This is a genomic window from Actinoplanes sp. NPDC048791, from assembly GCF_040650095.1.
In the GTDB taxonomy this organism is placed as follows: domain Bacteria; phylum Actinomycetota; class Actinomycetes; order Mycobacteriales; family Micromonosporaceae; genus Actinoplanes.
In genome coordinates, this window is the sequence record NZ_JBEZGQ010000055.1 from 1 (window position 1) to 18,220 (window position 18,220).

Consider the following 18,220-nt stretch of genomic DNA (forward strand, 5'->3'; position numbering starts at 1 on the left):
CTACGGGTCAGAAACACCATCTACCGACAGGTACGTCGGGTTGCCGTATCCGCACCTACCGCCGATGACGGTTTCGGGTGCGAGGATCGCATAAGCGTGACCGGAGACCACCTCTCGTTCGATGGAAACTGCGGTGTCCACCCCAGCACGAAATGACGGGCTGGTGGCGGGCGATCCAACGGTGTTCGGCCCTCCCTTTCCTCTGCTTCCCACTTTCACTGCTGTCGTGCTGTCCGCCGGTGTCGAAGCCCCACGCGACTTCATGGCCCCGCACACGTGCGACGGACGTCTTCCCAAGCGGAGCCCCGAACCAGCATCGGCCCCGCCTGATGTGCCCCGACCTGGACTTACGCCGGGGTCTTGCCGTGCGCCTTGCTCTTGCTGTGCCGAGCGAGCCACGAGAACATCCGGGCCCTGCTTGACGCTCGGTCAGATCGTCTGCGTCTTCGGCGATCTCTGCTGTCAACCCGGACAACATTAGCCAGGTCCACCGAGCTTGTCTAGTGATCTGGACATAGATTTTCTCGGCGGCGGTCGCCCGCTTCAGATGCCGGCTGCACCGACCATTGCCCGTCGACGGCACGCAGGAGGACAGTCCTCAAGGGAAGGTCGCCGCGTCTTCGGACAGAGGGATATGACCATGGGCTCTCGTGCCGCTGCCGTTACCGCAGTCGTTTCGCTCATCGCCGGCGCCTGGGGCTCGCCCGCGTCAGCCATCCCCGGGGCCACGACGATCCGGGTCAGCGCGTCTCCCACCGGAGGGGCACCCGACAACTTCAGCAACGAGCCGGCCATCTCCGCGAACGGCCGCTACGTGGCGTTCACCTCGGCCGCGTCCGACCTGGTTCGCCGGGACACCAACGGAGCCTGGGACGTGTTCGTCCGCGACGTCCGCACGGGCGTCATCAGCCGGGTCAGCCTGTCCGCCACCGGCGCGCAACTCGACGGAGCGAGCTACCAGCCCTCCATCAGTGGCGACGGTCGCTACATCGCCTTCTTGTCCTTCGCCACGAACGTGGTCGCCGGCGATCCCAACTCGACGGGCAACATCTTTCTGCACGACCGGCGGACCGGCAGCACGGTACGCATCCCGCCGGCCGGCGAAGGCGCGCCCTACGCGCCGTACGCGGACAGCCCGTCGATCAGCCGCGACGGCCGCGTGATCGCATTCAGCAGTCGCAACGCTGTTCTGCCCGGCGACACGAACGACACGCCCGACGTCTTTGTCTGGCGTCGCGGCACTGCGCGCATCGAGCAGGTCAGCGTGTCCAGCCAGGGCCACCCCGGCGACGCCGAGAGCTACGACGCGGCTGTCAGCGCCGACGGCCGGTACGTGGCCTTCACCTCGAATGCCGGGAATCTCGCCACCGACGGCGCCGGACAATGGGAGGTCTACCTGCGTGACCTGCGGGCCCGTACGACCACGATGGTCAGCCGGTCGGGCAGCGGCGTACCGGCCAACGGGGAGAGCAACGTCGGCGGGGTCAGTGCCGGTGGCCGGTACGTGCTGTTCACGTCGACTGGATCGAACCTGGTCCCGGAGGACGTCAACGACGTTGCCGACGTGTTCCTGCGGGACCGCCGGTCCGGCACGACCCGGCGGGTGAGCGTTTCGCGTACCGGTGGACAGCTGAGCATGGGCAGCGGCCAGGCCGCACTCAGCGCGACCGGGCGCTACGCCGCCTTCGTGTCGCCGGACCCGACCATCGTGGCGGGTGACACCAATGAGCTCTCCGATGTGTTCATCCGTGATCTGCGCACCGGGCGCAACACCCGGGCGAGTGTGCCGGCGTCGGGCGGACAGGCCGACAGCGACAGCAACGACCCGGCGATCGATGCGCACGGCCACCACGTCGCCTTCGTGTCGTCGGCGACGAACCTCCTGCCCGAACCCGCCCGCGGCATCGAGGCGGTGTACCTCCGCAGCTACCCGGGCAACTAGGTTGGAGCGGTGACGGATGCTGAGCTCATCGCCATCGCGCGGGCGAAAGCGGCCGAGCTCCGTCGCCCGTCCTTGCCCGACGCCGAGGTGGAGATCGACGGGCCGGTGGCGGAGGTGCTGCTGAGCGACCCGCGGTACGCCCGCGGTGGCGGGCTCCTGGTGGTCATCGATACCGCCACCGGCACCGTGCTGCGGGCGATACCGCAGCTGTGAAGGGGCGTGACCTATCGTCGTGGGGTGTCGCTCGCCGAAGACCTGAACGACCCGGATGACATGATCCGGCTGCTGGCCGTCGGGCGAGCCGCGCGGGACGGTGGGCCCGAGGTCATCGGCAAGCTGCTCGACATGGCGCTGCACGACGGTGCCGAGGTGCAGACGGCCGGTGGTATGGCCGAGCGCTGGGACAACGTGAGCGACGCCGCGGCGGGAGCCCTGGCCGCCGTCCTCCGCCGGCATGCCACGGCCGACGAACGGATCGGCCGGGCGGTCGTCGACCTGGCCGAGGACGACGACCGCGTCGGCCGGCTGCTGTACTTCCTCGGCCCCGACGCCGAGCCGGTGCGCCGCGAGCTGGAGACGAGCAGCGAGGAACGGCTCCGGGTACGGGCGCTGCGGGCGGTCCTTCCCATCGACCGTCCCGTGGAGCTCAACCGCCGCTTCCTCGCCGACCCCTCGCCCGTCGTCCGGCTCGAGGCGCTGCGTGGAAGTTCCCGGTTCGGCCCGGAGGACGCGCACCGGGCGCTGACCGACGTGAGCGCGGAGGTACGGCTGGCCGCGGTGCGCAAGTTGCAGTGGCGGGACACGCCGGCGTTCGTCGCCGCAGCGCGCGTCGAGACGGTACGCGAGGTCCGGGAGCAGTACGTCGAGGCGCTGGTCGACCGCCCGCTGACCGACGATGTGTTCCGGGCACTCCTGGGATACCTGGCCGACGACGGCTGGGTGGGGCGTACGGCGGCCCGGCGCCTGCGCCTGATCGACAGCCCGGGGGTCGTTGCGGCGGTCGCTTCCCGGATTCTGGTCTTCGACGACGAGGCGCACCTGGCGACCTTGGCCGAGTTCCCTCACCTGCTCGAATACGCGCCCGAACTGTGGGAGCCACTCCAGCGTCTGCACCGCAGCGCGACAGACGTCGAGCTGCTGGGCATCCTGGGCCGGCTGCCACGGTGGGAGCGGTCCGCGTACCCCCTGGAAGATCCGGCGGACGGCCTGGACCCGGTGCAGCAAGCGCGGCTTCTCCGCGCCGTCCTGGGTTGGGCGCATCGCGTCGTGGAAGCGGACAGTGCCGTGGAATCGGATGGGCTGGCGGCGTGGCTGGCGGCACCGGACGACCACACCGCCGCGGAGTGGATCACCGAGCACGACTGGTTCGGCACCGGGCCGGTCGCCGACCTGCTGCACGCAGCCGTCGACGGCGACCTGCGGCGCGCGCTGGCCGTCGACCTCGGCTCAGAGGTGCTGCGCCTGGCCCACCTGTTCACGGCCCGGCAGATCCGCGCCGGTCTGGACCCGCTGCCGCCGGGACCGCTGAGTCGCCTGCTGACCGAAGATCCGGACCTGCTGCGCGTGCGCTTTCAGCGGGGCCGCACCGTCGTCCTCCGGCTGCACGGATCGGCTGCCGTCGGCCCGCGTCTCGAACCGGCGGACGCGGTACTGCACGTGCCGTGCCCGGATTGCGGCACCTCGGCGCGGGTGCAGGGTCCGCCCGTGTGGAAGTACCGCGACGAGGACCGGATACGCGAGTTCGAGGACGGTTACGCGGCCATACTGACCGGCGCCTGCCCGGCCTGCGGGGCGCCGGTGCGCACGGAGGTGCTGATCTCGGTGACGGAGGGACGATTCGACGGCCCGCGCGAGGTCAGCCTGGACGTCCGGTTCTGAGGGTGGTCACGGGATTCTGCTTCTCGTCGGACAGGTCCTCGACGATGCCGTACCGGGCCATGATCGCTGACCGGCGTGACCGGTTGACCGCGCGCACCCGGCGTCCCACGAAGAACACGTCGAGCAGCGTCCACAGGCCGAGCCCACCGAAGGTGCACAGCATCGCGATGGACCGGCCGGTGTCCCCCAGGTAGAAACGGTGCCCGCCGAGAATGCCGACCACGCACCACAACGCGTACGCGACCCGGGGGTCCTTCTTGACCGACCGGTAGTCCGCCTCGGCCATCAGCACGGTGTACCGCTGCCAGCCGGGCAGGGCGACCGGGCCGGATGCGGGTACAGGCGTGCTCGAACTCATCGGCGCAACGATAGTCGGAGATCAGGGGCGGGAGAACATGGCGGCCAGGGCGGCGTCCGAGGCGTGCAGAGCGTCGCGGTCGAAGGTGCTGCCGGTGGCGACCAGTTCGGCAGCTCCGGTGCGGTCGAGTATCTCGGTGAGGCGGCGTTGCACCCGGTCGGGTGGGCCGGTGATCGCCGCGGCGGTGATCTGGTCGAGGTACTGCTGCTGGCGCGGGGTGCGGGCAGCGGCGCGGGCGGCAGCCACCGGTTCGAGCGGCGGGAACACTCCGGTCGTACGGCTCTGGGCCATCGCCCACGCCTCGGGCAGCAGCAGGTCGGCGGCTTCCGCGTCGGTGTCGGCGATCAGCACGTCCGCACTGATCGCCAGCCACGGCTCGGGTTGCTGGGCGGAAGGCTGGAAGGTACGCCGGTAGTCGGCCAGCGCCTGGGCACCGTCCGCGCCGAGCAGCGGGCCGCCCACGATCGCCGGGAGGCCCAGTCGTGCCGCGATCCGCAGGCCGGTTCCGGTGGCCAGCACGTACAGCGGGACGGGACCGTCCGGCTGCGGGTGCAGGGTGATCTCCGCCGTACCGGTGAGGAAGTCACGCAGCTCGGCCAGGTCCGCCGCGAAGTCGCCGTCGGTCTGCCGCAGGGCCCGGCGCACCGGCGCGGTGAAGCCCGGCGAGCGGCCCAGCCCGAGGTCGACGCGGCCGGGAGCGAAGGCGGACACCGTGGCGAACTGCTCGGCGACGACGAGCGGCTGGTGGTGCGGCAGCATGACACCGGCCGAGCCGAGCCGGATCATCGTCGTGGCGGCGGCGACGGCGGTCAGCAGCGGCGCCGGGGCGGCGCCCGCAATCCCGGGGACTCCGTGGTGCTCAGCGACCCAGAAGCGGTGATAGCCGAGCTGCTCAGCCCGCGTCGCGCGAGCCACGGTGCCCCGGAGCGCCGCACCGTCGGTTTCGCCGCTACGGGTGCGTGACCGGTCCAGCAGCGAGAGTCGAACTTCGGCGTTGATCACACCGATGCCAGCGTCCGTACGGGCGGATCTTGTTCCCGCAGGCTACTCTCCCGTCGTCGCGGCGATACGGACCCGTCCCAACGCACGAAATGCCGCGCGATCGGCTCACCGTGTGCCGAACTGATCAACCCAGGAGGGTGCAGTGGCGGATCTGCCATCGAAACAGCCTGATCCCCCGAAGGCGGCGGAGGCCGCCTCCGCGGGCCCGCCCCAGCTGCTGGTCATGCCGCCCACCGAAGCGATCCCGTCGCTGGTCTGGCCGGGCGCCGAAGGGGAACCGGCCTGGGCGATACCGGTCCTGGTTCCGCCCGGTACGCGGGGATACGCGATCTTCGTGCCGATGGTTCCCGTTGAGGCGTCGGCCCCGGCCGCCACCGAACCGGCCGTCACCGAACCGGCCGCCACCAGGCCGGCCGGCCAACCCCAGAAATCCGCGGCAACGCCGGCCGTCACCACCCCGGCCGTCACCAAACTGGCCGACCAAGCCGAGAATCCCGCGGAAAGGCCGGCCGTCACCATCCCGGCCCCCACCAAACCGGCAGTCGCCGGCCCGGCCGTCGCCAAACCGGCCGCCACCACCCCGGCTACGGCCGGTCCGGCAGCTGCTCCGGCAGCTGCCAAGAGCCCGGCCACGGCACCCTCAGCCGTCCCGCCGGCGAAGGTTCTGCCACCGGCTCCCCAACGTCCGCAAATGCACAGTCCCCAGTACCCGCCGCGCCCGCTCGGCACGTACGAGCGGCCGCCGGGCATGTGGCAGACGTTCCGCAAGAAGCACTGGCCCGGGCCGAAGGAGGCCCGGGGCTGGGCCGTCCCGGCCGGCGTGGTCGCCGGCGCCGCCGGCTTCCTGATCTTCCTGCCGCTGAACCGGGTGGGCATCGGCTGGTTCCTCGGCTGGCTGGCGCTGACGCTGGGAGTCGCGTTCGCCGTCCGGCGATCCGCCGGCCTGCCGCGCCGTAAGCGGCTGCTCCGCTCCGGCTGGGCCGTGGCAGCGCTGGCCCTGCTGCTCATCCCGGCGTTCCGCAACGCGTGGTGGCTGGTGACGTTCAGTGTGCTGGGCGCGATCGGCTGCACCGCGCTGGCGATCGTCGGCGGCCGCCAGATCAGATCGATCCTGTTCAGCCTGGTGGCTGCCCCGTACGCCGCGCTGGCCGGCATCCCGTGGGTCCGCAGGCACCTGAAAGCGGGCCGCAATCCGGGAATCGCCCGGCGGATCCTCTTCTCGGTCGCCCTCACCGCTGTGGTGCTGCTGGTCTTCGGTGCGCTGCTGTCGTCCGCCGACGTCGCGTTCTCCCGGCTGCTGGACGACGCCATCCCCGATCTCAGCATCGACTCGATCTTCCAGTGGATCTTCCTGGCGGCGGCCGGTGGTCTGCTCGCCGTCTCCGGGATCTACACGCTGACCGCACCGCCGACGACGTCCAGCCTGGACACCGAAGGCAGGGGCCGATTCGGCCTGATCGAGTGGGCGCCGGCCGGCGCCGCGCTCGTGCTGCTCTTCGGCGGTTTCGTCGCCGTGCAGTTCACCGTGCTGTTCGGGGGAAGCCGGCACGTGCTGGAGACGGCCGGGCTCAGCTATTCGCAGTACGCCCGGAGCGGCTTCTGGCAGCTGGTCGCGGTCACGCTGCTGTCCCTTGCGCTGATCGCGAGCCTGGCCCGCTGGGCGAAACGGGACCAGCCGGCGGAACGGCTACTGCTCCGCGTGCTGCTGGGTCTGCTGTGCGCCCTGAGCGTCATCATCGTCGCGTCCGCGCTGTCGCGGATGTGGGAGTACCAGCGGGTCTACAGCTTCACCGGTGAGCGGATCTTCGTGATGGCCTCCGAAATGCTGCTCGGCGTGATCTTCGTGCTGATCGCGGTCGCCGGCATCAAGTGGCAGGGCCGCTGGATCCCCGGAGCCACCGTCGGTCTCGCCGTGCTGATGCTGCTCGGCCTCGCCGCCCTCGACCCCGAGGGCTATGTGGCCAGCCGCAACGCGGCCCGCTACGAAGGCTCCGGCAAGATCGACGCCTGGTACCTGCGAGCTCTGTCCGCCGACGCGACGCCGGCCCTGACAAAACTGCCGGATCCGGTACGCCGGTGCACGCTCAGCTGGATCGCCGAGGACCTCGAGGACCCCGACCCCTGGTACGCCTGGAACCTCGGCCGGCAACGGGCCCGCGAAGCCCTCGCCGAACTGGGTCCCGCCGCGATCGGAAGCCAGAAGGACTGCCGCGCCGCCGACCAGTTCGACCTGCCCAAGAAACGACGATGAGCGATGGAGCTCCGGTTCCGCGCCGGAGCTCCACCATCTCCAGGTTTTCTCACGCGGTCCTTCAGCGCCTCTCCAGTGCCGCCGCGACGGTGGAAGGAGCACTCTGCTCCTACGGCACGGAGGTTTCCCATGACACCGTTGCACCGTTCCCTCGCCTTGGCCGCGGCCCTGCTGCTGGCATCCACCGCCCTGGCCGAACCCGCCGGGGCCGCTCCACCGGGGCCGCCCGCGGCGGCGGCGGACACCAGCGTGGTGCTGCGCCCCGACGGTGACATCGTGCGGGAATGGACCAGCGGTACCTCGGGCCCGGCGTGGTCGGCGCTCGACGACGCCGTCGTACAACCGGCATCCGTATCCGCTGCCGACTACATTTATGCCGGCGGCACCGGCCGGCGTACAGAAGTCACGCTTGCGACCACATCCCTCACCGGCGGCACGGCGTCCGTCGCCGGCTGGTTCTACGCAAACACCGGCGCCGGCACCCAGTTGCAGGTCGAGATCGTGACGGCCGGCCGGACGCTGGCCAGCACCACGATTCCCGCCGGAGGCGGCTTCACCTGGCGTTCGGTGAGCGCTACCGGGATCGTCCAGGCCGATCTCAACGATCTCCGGCTGCGGTTCACCACCGCCGGTGGCGGCGACAGCAACGTGCGGGCCGCGTACGCCGCCGCGACAGTGACTCCTGGGCCGACATGCACCCCGGCCTGGGGCTCCTTCGGTCCCGGCGCCTGGCCACCGGCGTGCTGGCGGCCGTTCGAGGCGAGCAGCCCGTTCAACACCCCGATCCCCGCGAATCCGCGGCCCATCGGCGGCAGCACGCAGCGCTCCGACGCGATCAAGGGACGCATCCTGGGTGACATCTCCGCCCGTGACTACCCCGGGCACATCAGCGCGGACCCGCGTGGCGTCGGCGGCGAACCCACCTACTACGCGCAGCCCGGCGACCCGTCGTACGTGATCGACTGCCTGTCGTACGGCGGGAACTGCACCATCGACGGCATGAGCGTTCGCATCCCGGCGCAAGCCGCTCCGGAGGGCGGCTGGTCCGCGGCGGCCGGCGCGGACCGGCACCTCACCGTGGTGGATCAGAGCACCGGCTGGTCGTACGACATGTGGCAGGTCCGCGGTAGCGGTCTTCCCGCGCCGGGCGGCACCCTGCAGATCTCCTTCGGCGGCCGGTCCCGGGTCGTCGGCGAATGCTCCCCCGGCGTGCCGGCGGACGGCACCAACTGCGAGCCCAGCGGCGTCGGGCACGGCACGGCAGCACACTTCGCCGGGCTGGCCGGACGGGTACGCGCGGAAGAACTCCAGGCCGGCCGGATCAACCACGCGCTGAACATCGTAATCGACTGCGACAACGGCACCTTCGTCTACCCGGCCCGCGGCAAGGGCCAGACCTGCGCGAACACCGTGGACGCGCCGCCGATGGGCGCGCTGCTGCAGCTCGACCTGACCTCGCAGCAGATCGACGCGCTGCCGGTGCAGCCGTGGAAGAAGGTGTTCCTGCGGGCCATGGCCGAGTACGGCATGTACTTCGGTGACACCGGGTCGCAGAACCTCTTCGCCATCGAGGCCGAGTCGGGCAACCAGTACACCGCCTTCGGCCGGCCCGACCCCTGGCTCGCCTACGGGCAGGCCAACTGGGAACCGTATACCGCCGACGGCGTGACCTCGTACGTGGCGAAGCTCTACAACCGTCCCGGCGACCCCGACCCCACCCTCGACTGGACCTCGGCGGTGTGGAGTCACCTGCGGGTGCTCGACCCGTGCGTGGCTCAGCGCACCTGCTGACGGCGTACCTGTTGCCGCCGGCGCCCGAACCGCGGCGCCGGCGGGAACGCTCAGTCGTTCAGGACGACGACGTGCAGCGGCAGGACCGACTGCCGGTTCTCGGGCATCCGGGCCACGGTGAGCAGCGCCCACCGGCCGGCATGCGTCCGTAAGCACATCTCGGCACCGGCGGACAGGCCGGCGAGCCGGACGTTGCCACCACCCTGGCGGGGCAGGCCCCGGCAGACCTGTGGTGGGTCGCCCTGGTTGACCGCGTGCACGGCGTTGAAGGCGTTGGTGTTGGTCAGGTCGACGCCGGAGATCTGGTCGTGCGGAGCGGCGGGGCTGGTGCGGTACAGGTCGAGGTAGTCATAGTCCGGCGAGCGCGGGTTGTTGGTGGCATGCCAGTCGCTGGGCCGCCCGGCCGGGACGTCCAGGTCGTAGCCGATGCCGGGCCGCACAGCCACGTCGAATTCCGAGAAGACCCCGCCCGCGGGAGGCGCCTGCGGCGCCTTGCCGTCACCCCAGCTCAGCGCGGTAGCAACCGCGATCAACAGTACGGCGACAGCCGCGATCAGCCGCCACGGGCGCCTGCGCTCCGCCCGAGGAAGCGCATCGGAAGGCGTCAGCGGTGCTCGTGGCGATACAGCCGGGACACCGCCGATCTCAAGATCCGGGTCCTGCCGCAGGACGCGCTGCTCCAGCCGGAGCAGTTCCGGCCCGGGTTCGACGCCCAGTTCCCCGACCAGCCGCGCCCGGGCGGCACGGTAGACGCCGAGCGCGTCAGCCTGCCGCCGGGACCGGTAGAGCGCCAGCATGAGCTGGGCCACCAGTTCCTCGCGCCACGGGTTGGCCAGCACCAGGCCCTCGAGCTCCCCGACCACGTCGGCGTGGCGGCCGAGCGCAAGATCCGCGTCGATCCGCAGCTCGGTGGCCACCAGCCGGCAGTGCTCCAGCCGGGCCGCCTCCCGTGCCGCACTGTCGCCGGGCACGTTCCCGTACGCCGGCCCACGCCACCATCCGAGAGCGGCGGACAGCAGATCCGCGGCCTTGTCGTACTCGTGCGCTTCCAGGGCCGCCCGGCCACCGCGCACCGCCTCCTCGAACCGGCGGCTGTCCACCTGGGCCGGCGGCAGATCAAGCACGTACCCGCCCGGCACCGAGCGCAGCACGCGCGGCCGGTCGCCGGGGCTGCGATCCGGTTCGAGCAGACGGCGCAGCTGTGACACGTACGTCTGCAGGGTGTTCACGGCGCTCACCGGCGGACCGCTGGGCCAGAGCTCCGCGCTCAGAGCCTCGGAGGTGACCAGCTGCCCACAGTGCACCACCAGGTACGCCAGCACGGCGCGCGCCTTCGCGGCGGGGACGACGACGTCCCGTCCTCCCTGCCGGACAGTCAGCGGACCCAGTACCAGGAGTTCCACGCACCCACCCTGCCACCGATAGCCGGAGGCCGATGCGACGCGTTGAGTATCGGACAACCGGTATCCGTCCGCAGTCAGCGCTGTGGCCTACGCCCGCCCTCGGCTCAGCGACAGGCGGGCCGCCAGCCCGCCTCGGCCGACCGCCCAGCACCCGGCGCCGGGGGCGCAGTCCACGCCGAGCAGGTGCGCGTCGTCGAAGTGCCGCCAGTGGCGACCACCGTCGGTACTGATATCGCTCCCGCTCGGGCCCACCGCGATCGCGGTGCTGCGCTTCCCGGGTATCCAGGTGACCCCGTTATGGAAGCCGGCCGGCGACCCGGCGGGCGACCAGGTGCGGCCGCCGTCCGCCGTGACGGCCGCCTGGCCGGTGTCCGTGGCGGAGGGACCGCCGACGGCGATGCCGTGCCGCCGGTCCTGGAACGACAGCGACCGCACTCCGGCGTCATCCCCGCCGGGCAGCGGCACGGTCGCAACCCTCCAGGTGTGACCGCCGTCCGTCGTCCGGAAGACTCGGTTGTCGACGCCGGCCGGTGTTGACGTACCGAACCAGGCGTAGCCCGGGCCCGATGCCTGAAGACACGTGCCGGTGGCTCGACCGAACTCCCCATCGAGCGCCGGCGGCATCCCGGCGTCCGGCAGCACCCGCCACGACCGTCCGCCATCGGTGGTCCCGGCGATGCGGAACTTGCCGCCGACCGGGTCACTCATCGCCAGACCGCGCCGCCGGTCGAAGAAGGCGAAGCAGTTGTAGAAAGCGGGCAGGGCATCGTCGAACACCACCCGCCAGCTGTCGCCGCCATCGACCGTACGGTAGATCTGTGTCGGCTCGGTCTCCCCGTCGCCCGTGGACAGCACCACGGCCTCGTCGCGACCGAACGCCATCACGTCGCGGAAGTTCTCCATCGCACCGCCCGGCGGAGTGACGTCACGCCACGACCTACCGCCATCGGTTGTGACAACCACGCTACCGTCTGTGACCGGCATGGTCTCGCCGCCACCGACGGCCCAGATCACCGACCGGCTGACCACATCGGCGATGACCAGCCGGTTGGTGGTCGCGGTCCGGGTGAACCGCCACGACGGCCCGCCGCCTGCGGGCCTGGCGACGGCGGACGCTGGATCGGCGGCGGCGCCGACCAGTGCTGCAATTACGGCAAGGACCGTGACTGTGCGCATGTGTGCCCCCGAACCAGAGCCGGATACCCCGACCGTTCCGCCCTCAGCGGCTCGGCACAAGCCGGCTGCCGGAAGCCCGACAACGACGATCGTCGAGCGGCACAGCGGATCCGGTCGTGCCCGCGTCAAAGGAGACAGAGACCGTTTCGCACAGGAGGCCGGATGCATTTCGAGGAGTTCGCGACGGCGCGGTCACCCGCCCTGCTGCGGTACGCCACGCTGCTCAGCCACGATCCGGAGCAGGCCCGGGACCTCGTCCAGGAGACACTGACCCGGGCCTTGGTCAAGTGGAACCGCATCGAGCGGGTGGACGAGCCGTACGCGTACGTGCGCCGCATGCTCACCAACGAGTACCTGTCGTGGCGTCGCCGGCGGCGGGTGGCGACCGTGCCGCTCACCGGCGCCCATGAACGGGCCGTCGAGCAACGGGCCGATCCCGGGGACGACCTGTGGAACCTGCTGGCCGAGCTTCCTCGCCAGCAGCGAGCTGTGCTGGTGCTCCGCTACTACGAGGGGCTGACCGACAACGAGATCGCCGACGTGATGCGCTGCCGGGCGTCGACGGTCCGCGCGTACGCCAGCCGCGCCCTGGCCACTTTGCGGGTGGAGATCACCACCGAGACGATCCGGAACCACCAGGAGGCACAGCTGTGAACACCGTTGATGATCTGCGCCGGACCCTGGAGGAGCAGGCCCGCCGGGCGCCGGACGAGCGCGGGCTGATCGAGGACGCCCGGGCCGGAGCGGCCCGGATCCGCCGCCGGCGCCGGGTGACCGCCGCGGCCGGTACGGCGGCCGCGGTACTGGTGTCGGTCCTGGTCGTGCCGTACGCCGTACGTCATGAGTCCGCGCCACCGATCGCACCGGCGGCACCGTCGGCATCCGCTGCCCCGGCCGGCCCACGGTCGGGATCAAAACTGACCGTGAGTCTCGCTCCGGGCAAAGGACTGACGGTTTCGACGTATCTCGTCGAGACCAACAGCCAGTATCTGGCGGCCGTCCGGGACGACGACGGAATGCAGTTCAACCTGTACGTCGCCAGCCCCGGGACTTTCGGACGCGGCCCGATCGAGGGGTCCGTACGGGTCCGCGTGGGTGACCGGGACGGGTGGTACCTGGCCCGGCCGGCGCCACGCTGGATGTACTCGAAACCCACCACGGAGCACCTGCTCAGGTGGGAGACGCGGGACGGGTACGGGGTGACCTTCAGCAGTGTGTCAAGCAAGGCGGACCTGCTCGCCACCGCACGGGCGATCCGGTTCGCCCGGCCGGTCCGGCCGAGCGGTCCGGTGCAGCTGGGCTGGGTGCCGGACGGGCTGGTCCCGGCGTCCGTCGAGGTCAGCAAGGACAAGAAGACCGAGAGCATCCTGCTGACTCCGCCCGTCAAGGAGCCTTCGGAGGACACCGGCATCTCGGTGCGCGTGGAGCCCGTGTCGCCCGGCTGGCTCACTCGCTGGACCGAGGGGACGCCGCCGACTCACACCTTCGCTGGTCACCCGACGTGGTACCGGGAGCTCCCGGTCGGCCGTAGCGGCGCCCCACGAGCCACCTTGGTGGTCAGGGCCGGCGACTGCGGGATCAACATCGAGGCCATCGGCCCGACCAGCTTCGCGGCTCTCGAGCGGATGGTCGGGGAGGCGACGATCGGCAGTTGCACCAGTCAGGACGGCTGGGGCCCGGTCGTGCCTTAGGTGAAGGTCGGTTGCCAACTGCTGTTTAGCGGTCCGGCTGGGGGCAACATGATGCGGCATGAAGGTGGGCATCGGCGCCGCGGCGGCCGCAGTGTCAGCGTTGGCGGCGGTCGCCGTCCGTGATCTCCTGCAGCGCGACCACGCCCTGCTGCGCAACTTCCCGGTCATCGGCCACGGCCGGTACCTCCTCGAAGCCATCGGTCCCGAGCTGCGGCAGTACGTGGTGGCCGGCAACGACGAGGAGCGGCCGTTCACCCGCGACCAGCGGCGCTGGGTCTACGCGTCGGCGAAGAAGGAGAACAACTACTTCGGCTTCGGGACCGACAACGACATCGAGTACACCGCCGGGTATCCGATCATCAAGCACCGTACGTTCGGGCGGGCGGTGCCGCGGTCCGCGCCGGCCGCCGGCTACGAGGCGTCCGTACCGTGTGCCAAGATCCTCGGGGCCGCGCGCGGCCGAGCGCGGGCGTTCCGGCCCTCCTCGGTCGTCAACATCTCCGGCATGAGCTACGGCTCGCTGTCCGGCAACGCGATCGAAGCGCTGAACAAGGGCGCCGCGCTGGCCGGCTGCTGGCAGAACACCGGGGAGGGTGGGCTGTCGCCGTACCATCGGCACGGCGGCGATCTCGTCTTCCAGATCGGCACCGCCTACTTCGGCTGCCGTGACGAGCACGGCCGCTTCGACCTGCAGCGGCTCAAGGATCTGGTGGCCGGCGCCCCGGTGCGCGCCCTCGAGATCAAGCTCAGCCAGGGCGCCAAGCCCAGCCTCGGCGGCCTGCTGCCGGCCGCGAAGGTGTCGGCGAAGATCGCCGCCACCCGCGGCATCACCCAGGGCGTCGACTGCGTGAGCCCGTCACGGCACGCCGAGTTCTCCGACACCGACAGCCTGCTCGACTGGGTGGAGCTGCTGGCCGCGGAGACCGGCCTGCCGGTCGGCATCAAGTCGGCGGTCGGCGACCTCGACTTCTGGGACGAGCTGACCTCGCTGATGGCCACAACCGGACGCGGCGTCGACTTCGTGACCATCGACGGCGGCGAGGGCGGCACCGGCGCCGCGCCGCTGATCTTCACCGACACGGTGTCACTGCCGTTCCAGGTCGGCTTCGCCCGGGTGTACGCCATGTTCGCCCAGCGTGGCCTGCACGAGCAGGTGGTCTTCATCGGCGCCGGCAAGCTCGGGCTGCCCGACAACGCCGTGGTCGCGTTCGCACTGGGCTGCGACATGGTCAACGTGGCCCGCGAGGCCATGCTGGCGATCGGCTGCATCCAGGCGCAGAAGTGCCACACCGACACGTGCCCGACCGGTGTCGCCACCCAGAACCCCTGGCTCACCCGAGGACTGGACCCCGCGCTCAAGAGCGTGCGCGCCGCCAACTACATCAAAACCCTGCGCCGCGACCTGCTCAAGGTCGCCGAGGCGTGCGGCGTCGAACATCCCGGCCTGATCGACACCGGCTCCGTGGAGATCCTCGACGGCCGCACCGCGGCCACCGGCCTGGACCAGGTGTACGGCTACCAGCCCGGCTGGGGTCTGCCGGCGGAGGCGGACCGATCGACCATCGCCGAGCTCATGCACGCCACCGAACCGCAGGGCGGCACCGCTCCGCCGTCGCGCTCGGCGATGCCATGAGCCGGCGCCTGCCCCGCCTGATCAGCACGTACGACAGGGTCCAGTGGCCCGACCCACCGAGTAGATGGAGAACCTGCCCATGAGAATCGTGAAATTGGCCGCCGGCTTCGCCGCGGGATATGTGCTGGGCGCGCGCGCCGGGCGAGAGCAGTACGAAAAGATCACCGCTGCCGTCCGTACGGTAAGCGCCGGCGGGCCGTCAGCCGAGCAGAACCCACCGGGTCTGCCTGAGCCTGACGCCGGGCAACCGAGCCCGGCGGTCACCAGTGACAAGCCGCGCCGGCCGCGGAACCGGCGACCCAAGGCTGCCGCCACCACCGCGGCATCCAGCACGACCGGCGACTCGCCGGCCCTGAGCTCGGCGAACCTGGACCTTGACGCCGTACCGATGGAGGCGGCCGAGGCTGACGTCATCGAACAGAGCAGGCCCGTGCGGGACTGACCTCGGGCGACATCAGCGCCTCGCGCAAGCCAGCTACTCTCAGCCTGACCGCACCCGACCGATCGGAGCGTGCGCCGCGATGAGCGCCATCGAGGACCCCGGCTCGAACAGCGAGCCTGTTGGTCCGGATCGACCAAGCGACGATCTGGAACACTGGCTGTCGGATCTGCGCACCGAGGTGTCCGCTGCCCCGCATGAATGGATCAACAAGGACTCCGTCGGCGAGCAGCCCACCGACCAGGCGGTCGAGCGCAGCCCGGCCGCTGCCAAGCCAGGCGGCGGTGGGCGCCACCGTGCCGCGGATTAGGTCCGTCACCTCGGCGAGGTCTCTCTAGCATGGCGGTCATGGGCCGAGACTGGTTTGCCGACGCCGTCCTGTACGAGATCTACCCGCAGTCGTTCTCCGACTCGGACGGCGACGGCGTCGGCGATCTTCGGGGCGTGATCTCGCGCCTGGACCACATCGCCTCGCTCGGCGTGAACGTGATCTGGTTCAACCCGTGTTTCGCGTCGCCGTTCGTGGACGCGGGCTACGACGTCTCCGACTACTACTCGATCGCTCCGCGCTACGGAACCAACGACGACCTGGTCGAGCTGGTGGCCGCGGCCAAGGAACGCGGTATCCGGGTCATGCTCGACCTGGTCGCCGGGCACACCTCGATCGAGCACGCATGGTTCCAGCGGGAGCTGGCCGCCGACGGGCCGGACCCGGACGGCAACCGTTACATCTGGTGCGAGGACCTGCCGGACCGAGCGTGGAATCTTGACATTCCAGGCACACCGGCTTGGGTGCCGTCGCCGGGCCGCCGCCAGGGCTACTACCTCAAGAACTTCTACGACGAGCAGCCCGCGCTCAACTTCGGGTGGGTGCGGCGGCCCGGAGACCCGGCATGGCGCGACCCGATCGATGCGCCCGGCCCGCGTCGCAACCGGCAGGCGCTCAAGGACATCATCGCCTTCTGGCTCGACCGGGGTATTGCCGGCTTCCGGGTGGACATGGCGTTCTCGCTGGTCAAGGACGAGCAGCTGGCCGACGGCCTGGCCGAGACGGTGGCCCTGTGGCGCGAGATCCGCGAGTGGCTGGATGCCGAGTATCCGGACGCCGTTCTGATACCCGAGGGCACGGAGCCCCGCACGGGCGGACCGGCCGCCTTCGACGCCGACTTCTTCCTCGTCATCCATGAGGAACACGGCAGCCTCTTCGACAACCACTACGCCGGCCTGTTGCCGTTCCACGAACCACGCGAACCGTTCTTCGACGCCGCGGGCAGGGGCAGCACCCGGGTCTTCCTCGATGCCTGGGACGCGGCCCGCGCCGGGGATCCGGATCGGCTGGTCGTGATGTCGACCGCCGATCACGACTACGACCGGCTCTGCTGCGGCCCGCGGACCGCCGAGCAGCTCGGCGCCGCGCTGACCTTCCTGTTCACCTGGGGAAACGTGCCGTGCCTGTACTACGGCGACGAGATCGGCATGCGATACCTGCCGGGCCTGCCGAACGTGGAGGGAGCGGTGTGCAACCCGGCGTACAACCGGGCCGGCTGCCGTACCCCGATGCAGTGGGACGCCCGGCCGAACGCCGGCTTCTCCACGGCCGAGTCGTCCCGGCTCTACCTGCCCGTCGACCCGGCACCGGACCGGCCCACGGTGGCCGCACAGGAGACGGACCCGTCATCGACGCTCAACCTTGTCCGTGAGCTCATCGCCCTGCGGCAGGCCACGCCCGCGCTCAGGACCCGGGCGACCACGCGGGTGATTCACGACGGCTACCCGTTCGCGTACGTGCGCGGCGAGTCCCACCTGGTCGTCGTCAATCCCCGCCGGGAACCGGCGACGCTGGCCGCCGCCGAGGCGGTCGGCGCCACTGCACTGCTGGCATCCGGAATCACGGCCACCTCCGACGGTTTCACGGTGGCCGGTTTCGGCTATGGGATCTTCACCTACCGGGCCGCGGGTCCGGCGACAGCCTGATCCGTTGCGGCGCGTCCGGCGTCCCCCGGAAGGAGTCTCCGATGGGCAGCACTGACCTGCGCAAGGTCTACCGTGACTACCTCGACGCGGTCAACGCCCGCGAGTTGCACCGCATGGCCGAGTTCGCCCACGACACCATCGTCTTCAACGGTGAACCAGTCTCCCGCGACGACTACGTCGCCGCGTTGCAGCAGGCCATGGACTCGGTGCAGAACCTCGTCTACCACCTCGAGGACCTGATCATCGAGGGCGACCGGGTGGCGGCCCGGCTGACCGACACCGGCACCCCCGTCAAGGAGTGGCTCGGACTTCAGCCCACCGGCCGCGACGTCACCTTCACCGAGTACGCCTTCTACCACTTCCGCGACGGCCGCTTCGAGCGCATGTGGTACCTCCTCGACGCCCAGTCCATCGCCCGGCAACTGGCAGCTTGAACACCACCGACAAGGGTCCCGGGCGCTGGGCCTCAAGTCGGCCGGGCCGCTGCCGATCGGGTCGGCATGCTGGACAACGCCGAAGTCATGCGCCTGGTGGCGGCGGCTCACGAGGGTGATCCGGACGAGGTGCGCCGGGGCGTCGAAGCGCGCCTGGCCGAGCTGACCGGCTGCCTCGAGGACGGGCCGGCCGGGCTGCACTACGTCCGTGCCGCGGCGTTGCGGGCAGCGGGGGCTCATCGGGACGC

18 protein-coding genes are annotated in these 18,220 nt (G+C 70.8%); 13 read left to right on the forward strand and 5 right to left on the reverse strand.

The window, feature by feature from the left end; translation table 11 throughout:
- The first annotated feature begins 640 nt into the window (after window positions 1–640).
- From AB0C29_RS07035 to AB0C29_RS07045, 3 genes are read left to right on the forward strand one after another with little or no spacing between them, the layout of a single operon-like run.
- Window positions 641–1,942 carry a hypothetical protein gene (locus tag AB0C29_RS07035; protein WP_360816324.1) on the forward strand — a complete coding sequence of 434 codons (1,302 nt, stop codon included), beginning with the start codon at window positions 641–643 and terminating at the stop codon, window positions 1,940–1,942.
- A gap of 9 nt (window positions 1,943–1,951) precedes the next feature.
- On the forward strand, window positions 1,952–2,155 hold the full coding sequence (locus AB0C29_RS07040; protein WP_360816327.1) for a hypothetical protein: 204 nt from the start codon (window positions 1,952–1,954) through the stop codon (window positions 2,153–2,155).
- A gap of 24 nt (window positions 2,156–2,179) precedes the next feature.
- Window positions 2,180–3,820 (forward strand): hypothetical protein, encoded by a 1,641-nt coding sequence (locus AB0C29_RS07045; RefSeq protein ID WP_360816330.1) that lies wholly within the window; start codon window positions 2,180–2,182, stop codon window positions 3,818–3,820.
- Here the strand turns inward: AB0C29_RS07045 and AB0C29_RS07050 are convergent.
- From AB0C29_RS07050 to AB0C29_RS07060, 3 genes are all read right to left on the reverse strand, one after another.
- Entirely contained in the window at window positions 3,798–4,178 is a 381-nt protein-coding gene (locus AB0C29_RS07050) for a TM2 domain-containing protein (RefSeq protein ID WP_360816333.1), read from the reverse strand. The two genes, AB0C29_RS07045 and AB0C29_RS07050, sit on opposite strands and share 23 nt — an antisense overlap.
- A gap of 21 nt (window positions 4,179–4,199) precedes the next feature.
- Window positions 4,200–5,180 (reverse strand): MsnO8 family LLM class oxidoreductase, encoded by a 981-nt coding sequence (locus AB0C29_RS07055; RefSeq protein ID WP_360816335.1) that lies wholly within the window; start codon window positions 5,178–5,180, stop codon window positions 4,200–4,202.
- A 105-nt stretch (window positions 5,181–5,285) separates the two neighbouring features.
- On the reverse strand, window positions 5,286–5,759 hold the full coding sequence (locus AB0C29_RS07060) for a hypothetical protein (protein WP_360816338.1): 474 nt from the start codon (window positions 5,757–5,759) through the stop codon (window positions 5,286–5,288).
- 112 nt (window positions 5,760–5,871) lie between these two features.
- Here AB0C29_RS07060 and AB0C29_RS07065 point away from each other — a divergent pair, with 112 nt between their 5' ends.
- Together AB0C29_RS07065 and AB0C29_RS07070 are read left to right on the forward strand one after the other, a co-directional pair.
- Window positions 5,872–7,431 (forward strand): DUF4173 domain-containing protein, encoded by a 1,560-nt coding sequence (locus AB0C29_RS07065; protein ID WP_360816341.1) that lies wholly within the window; start codon window positions 5,872–5,874, stop codon window positions 7,429–7,431.
- A gap of 129 nt (window positions 7,432–7,560) precedes the next feature.
- A complete protein-coding gene (locus tag AB0C29_RS07070) occupies window positions 7,561–9,222 on the forward strand; it encodes a hypothetical protein (protein WP_360816344.1) in 1,662 nt (553 codons plus the stop codon).
- A 50-nt stretch (window positions 9,223–9,272) separates the two neighbouring features.
- On the opposite strand, the gene AB0C29_RS07075 is transcribed toward AB0C29_RS07070, so the two are convergent.
- Together AB0C29_RS07075 and AB0C29_RS07080 are read right to left on the reverse strand one after the other, a co-directional pair.
- On the reverse strand, window positions 9,273–10,625 hold the full coding sequence (locus tag AB0C29_RS07075) for an AfsR/SARP family transcriptional regulator (RefSeq protein ID WP_360816347.1): 1,353 nt from the start codon (window positions 10,623–10,625) through the stop codon (window positions 9,273–9,275).
- 87 nt (window positions 10,626–10,712) lie between these two features.
- Window positions 10,713–11,801 carry an oxidoreductase gene (locus AB0C29_RS07080; protein ID WP_360816350.1) on the reverse strand — a complete coding sequence of 363 codons (1,089 nt, stop codon included), beginning with the start codon at window positions 11,799–11,801 and terminating at the stop codon, window positions 10,713–10,715.
- A 162-nt stretch (window positions 11,802–11,963) separates the two neighbouring features.
- Between AB0C29_RS07080 and AB0C29_RS07085 the strand changes: the two genes are divergently transcribed.
- The 8 genes from AB0C29_RS07085 to AB0C29_RS07120 all read left to right on the forward strand — a co-directional run.
- Window positions 11,964–12,455 carry a SigE family RNA polymerase sigma factor gene (locus AB0C29_RS07085; RefSeq protein ID WP_360816353.1) on the forward strand — a complete coding sequence of 164 codons (492 nt, stop codon included), beginning with the start codon at window positions 11,964–11,966 and terminating at the stop codon, window positions 12,453–12,455.
- Entirely contained in the window at window positions 12,452–13,492 is a 1,041-nt protein-coding gene (locus AB0C29_RS07090; protein WP_360816356.1) for a hypothetical protein, read from the forward strand. Before AB0C29_RS07085 ends, AB0C29_RS07090 begins: the two co-directional genes overlap by 4 nt.
- Before the next feature lie 58 nt (window positions 13,493–13,550).
- Window positions 13,551–15,125, forward strand: a complete 1,575-nt coding sequence (locus tag AB0C29_RS07095; RefSeq protein WP_360816359.1) for an FMN-binding glutamate synthase family protein — start codon at window positions 13,551–13,553, stop codon at window positions 15,123–15,125.
- Between the two features lie 79 nt (window positions 15,126–15,204).
- The gene (locus tag AB0C29_RS07100) at window positions 15,205–15,567 is read left to right on the forward strand and encodes a hypothetical protein (RefSeq protein WP_360816362.1); all 363 of its coding nucleotides are present in this window, start codon (window positions 15,205–15,207) and stop codon (window positions 15,565–15,567) included.
- Between the two features lie 79 nt (window positions 15,568–15,646).
- The gene (locus tag AB0C29_RS07105; protein WP_360816365.1) at window positions 15,647–15,874 is read left to right on the forward strand and encodes a hypothetical protein; all 228 of its coding nucleotides are present in this window, start codon (window positions 15,647–15,649) and stop codon (window positions 15,872–15,874) included.
- Window positions 15,875–15,912: 38 nt separating this feature from the next.
- Window positions 15,913–17,538, forward strand: a complete 1,626-nt coding sequence (locus tag AB0C29_RS07110) for an alpha-amylase family glycosyl hydrolase (RefSeq protein WP_360816368.1) — start codon at window positions 15,913–15,915, stop codon at window positions 17,536–17,538.
- 41 nt (window positions 17,539–17,579) lie between these two features.
- Window positions 17,580–17,972, forward strand: coding sequence for an ester cyclase (locus tag AB0C29_RS07115; protein ID WP_360816371.1), 393 nt, complete (start codon window positions 17,580–17,582; stop codon window positions 17,970–17,972).
- Window positions 17,973–18,038: 66 nt separating this feature from the next.
- Window positions 18,039–18,220, forward strand: a 182-nt coding sequence (locus AB0C29_RS07120) for a hypothetical protein (RefSeq protein ID WP_360816374.1), incomplete at its 3' end; no start/stop codon positions are given.